The 4129-nt window shown below is 44.0% G+C and carries 4 protein-coding genes; 2 read left to right on the top strand and 2 right to left on the bottom strand.

Features of this window, described 5'->3' with window-relative positions:
* Together CAG69_RS03850 and cysB are read right to left on the bottom strand one after the other, a co-directional pair.
* On the bottom strand, positions 1-1162 hold a 1162-nt coding region (locus CAG69_RS03850; protein ID WP_161442806.1), incomplete at its 3' end, for a methyltransferase.
* 54 nt (positions 1163-1216) lie between these two features.
* Positions 1217-2191: an HTH-type transcriptional regulator CysB gene (cysB, locus tag CAG69_RS03845; protein ID WP_161442804.1), complete on the bottom strand. Its 975-nt coding sequence runs from the start codon at positions 2189-2191 to the stop codon at positions 1217-1219.
* A gap of 313 nt (positions 2192-2504) precedes the next feature.
* Here cysB and CAG69_RS03840 point away from each other — a divergent pair, with 313 nt between their 5' ends.
* Both CAG69_RS03840 and miaE read left to right on the top strand, forming a co-directional pair.
* Complete coding sequence (locus CAG69_RS03840; RefSeq protein ID WP_006742886.1) at positions 2505-3269, top strand: hypothetical protein; 765 nt, start codon at positions 2505-2507, stop codon at positions 3267-3269.
* Between the two features lie 97 nt (positions 3270-3366).
* Positions 3367-4129: tRNA isopentenyl-2-thiomethyl-A-37 hydroxylase MiaE (gene miaE / locus CAG69_RS03835; protein ID WP_161442802.1), on the top strand; the 763-nt coding region annotated here is incomplete at its 3' end.

The raw sequence follows: 4129 nt of genomic DNA, 5'->3' as shown, positions 1-4129 counted from the left end.
GTGTAACTGATTTAGGGCAAAACTCTGACAATCTAACACGATAACCACGTTCTTCAAGATAAAGTGCTTTGTCCAATGCGAGCCAGATCTCCAATGGACGTTGAAAAACCAGTTGCACTAAGCTCATTCTCTCCATTTGCCAGAAGCGTTGTTCGCTTAACTTTTCAAAATGATCGAAATCGATTTCTTGAGAAAGAACGATACCTTTCTGCTCCGCCGCCCAACGACACAAAGATTCAAAGCCTTCACTTAATTGCGACTTACGAATACTGGGGACAGGTTGGTACTCTGCCATGCCTAACGCTCGTCGAGTAATCAAATCGAAGCCAAGACGAAACACCATTTCCTGCTGACGATGGCGACGTACACGCTCTCCCCCTGTCACCGTTTGCTGTAACGGGATACGCAGTTCTTGCTTAGACAATGAGAGAGAAGAAACCCTCCCCGGTTTCGACATCGGCTGGTATTGTTCCGACTGAATCAAGTGATAACAACAAGGTGAGATGGTCATCGCAGCAATCCCATTCTCACTGCCGTACTGCATTAGACGAACATGGAGGTCACCACACGCATGCAGTGCCACCGCGTGTTGCGTTGGCTTGAATACCGCTTTTGCTTTGCTATCGAACGCGTCACCTTGAATAAACGTCATTTTCCAATGGTGTTCATTCGCAGCTTGTTGCCCCGAATCACACAGTACTTGTTGATATTCGAAACTGGTCACAGGCTGATCGGTTTGTGTTGCCAGGATTCGTCCTAAATAACCTTTCCCTGAACACCACTCTAACCATTCTTCGCCACAGTGTTGTTGAATTGCAGCTTCACCCATCGAGCTGATTTGCTCCAGCTTACGTCCGGGAATGCCGTTGTCTAAACCACGAGCAAGTGCCAAACCATTTAATGTTAAAGACTCTAAACGCGTGTGATAAGCGAGTTGTTCGAGTTGAGGCACGAACGCGCTTATCGCTTTTAAGGCGAGTTCAGGTTCCGCTTTATACTCTTCGATTTGAGAGGGAGAAAGAGACACTAACCACTGGCACAACTGAGGGTGTTGCTCTTGCCAAGGTAATGAGGTGTGAATGCTACTTTTAAATGGTTCAAACCGCCATAGCGATTCGTTTTCCAATAAGCAGTCATTAATAAATTGAAATTGCGTTTTCATAACTCCCCCCTACAACGAGCGCATTGTAGAGGGAATCGAAACATCAATGAAGTGTTATCTCACCGGGAGCTCGATGTCTTTAAACATCTCTTCTATTTCTGCATTAGATTTCAAAGAAATCGCCTGCTCTACAACTGGGCGAGTTAAATGAGGAGCAAAGCGTTCCATAAAATCGAACATGTATGAGCGCAGGAATGTACCGCGACGGAAGCCAATACTTGTCGTACTAGCCCCGAATAAATGGCTCGCATCTATTGCGACTAAATCGCTGTCCTGCTCTTCATCCACAGCCATGCTCGCAATCACACCAACACCAATACCCATGCGAACATACGTTTTAATAACGTCCGCATCAGTTGCAGTGAACACCACTCTCGGGGTTAAACCTTCACGATTAAATGCGGTATCTAACTCTGAACGTCCCGTAAAACCAAACACATAAGTGACCAATGGATAAGCGGCAAGATCGCTGATCGTTATTTTGTCTTTCTTCGCTAATGGATGATCTTTGGGCACGACAATTGAACGGTTCCAGTGATAACAAGGCAGCATGATGGCATCTTGATATAAGTGAAGCGCTTCCGTCGCAATCGCAAAGTTTGCCGTACCTTTGGCAATCGCCTCAGACATTTGTGACGGCGTACCTTGATGCATGTGTAACGACACTTTTGGGTAGCGAGAAGTGAAACCTTTGATGACATCCGGCAAAGCATAACGCGCTTGCGTATGTGTGGTAGTGATATTCAGCGTCCCCATTTCTGGGTGGGTGTGCTCCCCTGCTACAGCTTTGATACTTTCTACGCGAGCCAGAATCTCTTGGGAGATACGAACAATTTCTTCACCAGCAGGTGTCACCTGTGTTAAGTGCTTACCGCTACGTTCAAAAATCTGAATGCCTAACTCATCTTCCAGCAACCGAACCTGTTTACTGATACCTGGCTGAGAGGTATACAAGCTTTCTGCCGTCGCGGATACATTCAGATTATGGTTTACAACCTCAACAATATACTTCAGCTGCTGCAGTTTCATCGTAATCCCTTACTTGTTCATGAGAGAATTTATTGGCCACTCGGACGAGTGATATAATAATTAGTTATAACGCGTTCAAATCGAAATGAACAGTAATTTCTAACTTATACCTCAATCACATACTGATAATCCTCAACATAGAAACAATATGCACAAAGTTGAGCCAATAAATGACTGAATTTCTATGATGTGACTTCTATCAGTAGCTAAAACGTGGGAGAGACAAAATAATCAAACAAATAGGGTGCCGAGTAAGATAAGATTCATGTATTCTTTAACGCTAGCCGTAGAAAAGTAAAGCAGACGCAAAGATATGAATATTGGTTTAATAATCGCTTTGGTAGCCATCCTACTGGTGTTGATCCTAGGCTATAACATTATGTTGCAGTATAAGGTCAAGGTAGAGACTGCGAAAAGACAGGAGTCCGCACGCTATGTTGCCTTGATTGATGGCACTGAAGAGTTGATTGGTCATGCGCACCATATCCCTTTTAGTAAGGAGCTGTTGCTGTGTCTAAACAATCGTATTCTTGACGCGCTAGAAAGCATGCATGAGCTTGACCCGAAGAATAAGCAGCTTGCTCAACGTATCGAAAACATGAAGCAACAGATTGAGCAACTGAAAGAGAATGGTCCCACTGGCGAGAGTACCACGTTCAAAATGCCGAGCAGTGATAAACAAGCCATCGTCATGCTTAAGTTGGTGAAGCGCCTTCGCGATACTATCCGTAACGAACACAATAAAGGCCGTATCGACACCCAGACTTATGTCGCTGAAAATGCGCGTTTAGAAACGATGCAGATTCGTATCAACATCGAAAACGTCATCAAAAGAGCAAACGACTCTATTGCTCGAGGTCAACCTGGCACAGCACTTCAACTGCTACGCAAAGGTATCGATGCATTGAGTACAAAGAGCGACCCCTACTCGATTCAAGCGAAACAGAAGCTTGAAGACATGTTGGGCGACCTAGATAAAAAACGCCAAGATAAAAGTGATGCCGAAATGCAGCAGATCGCCGATAAAGAGCGCGACAATGACATGGAAGCACTCTTCGGCGAGAAGAAAAAGTGGTAACATTCACTTAAGGTCAATAAAGGCTGCAATCGCAGCCTTTTTTCTATCCGTAAGATAGCGGATATGCCCAATTAGAATGTGAAGTACTAAAACTAAAATGATGAATCTAGACGCCTATCAAGATCTTCTTGCTCCCATTAACCAATTTCTGCAATGCAGCACACCTGATGAATGGGTAGAGGAAGCAAAGAAACCAGAAAACCTTCAAACCATTTTATTAGACCACCTACTGTGTGAGCTAAAAGCTGGCCAATCTGCGATGTTTTTAATTCGTAAGTATGCCGTTGACCAATCCAGTTCACATGCTCTACTTGACTGGTTTAAGCCCTACGAAGATTTTGCTTACCGTAACGTAGGCTCATTGGAAACTTTAAAAGGCAAGAGCAATATTTCTAAGTCAATCATGGCTAAGTCCGACTCACCATACAGCCAAGATTTGATCGATAAGATGGTGCTTTTGATAAAAGAGGAGTTACACCACTTTTATCAAGTTTTAGAGATCATGGAAAGTCGTGGAATTGAGTATAAAAATATTCCAGCAAGTCGCTATGCTAAAGGACTGATTTCGCATATGAAGACTCATGAGCCGGAAACGCTGATCGATAAACTCATCATTGGTGCGTACATCGAAGCCCGATCTTGTGAGCGTTTTGCCAAACTAGCACCACATATGGATGACGATATCGCAAAATTCTACGTTTCTTTACTGCGCTCAGAAGCACGCCACTATCAAGATTATCTTGTATTGGCAGAGCAAATCGCGGGGAAAGACATCAGCGAACGCATAGCCTATTTTGGCCGAGTTGAGGCGGATTTAATTTCTACGCCAGATACAGATTTTAAGTTCCATAGTGGTATTC

It is taken from the genome of Vibrio sp. V43_P6S15P86 (genome assembly GCF_009904725.1).
In the GTDB taxonomy this organism is placed as follows: domain Bacteria; phylum Pseudomonadota; class Gammaproteobacteria; order Enterobacterales; family Vibrionaceae; genus Vibrio; species Vibrio diabolicus.
Note: the sequence above shows the minus strand (reverse complement) of the source record. Positions and strands in the feature narration are given on the sequence as shown.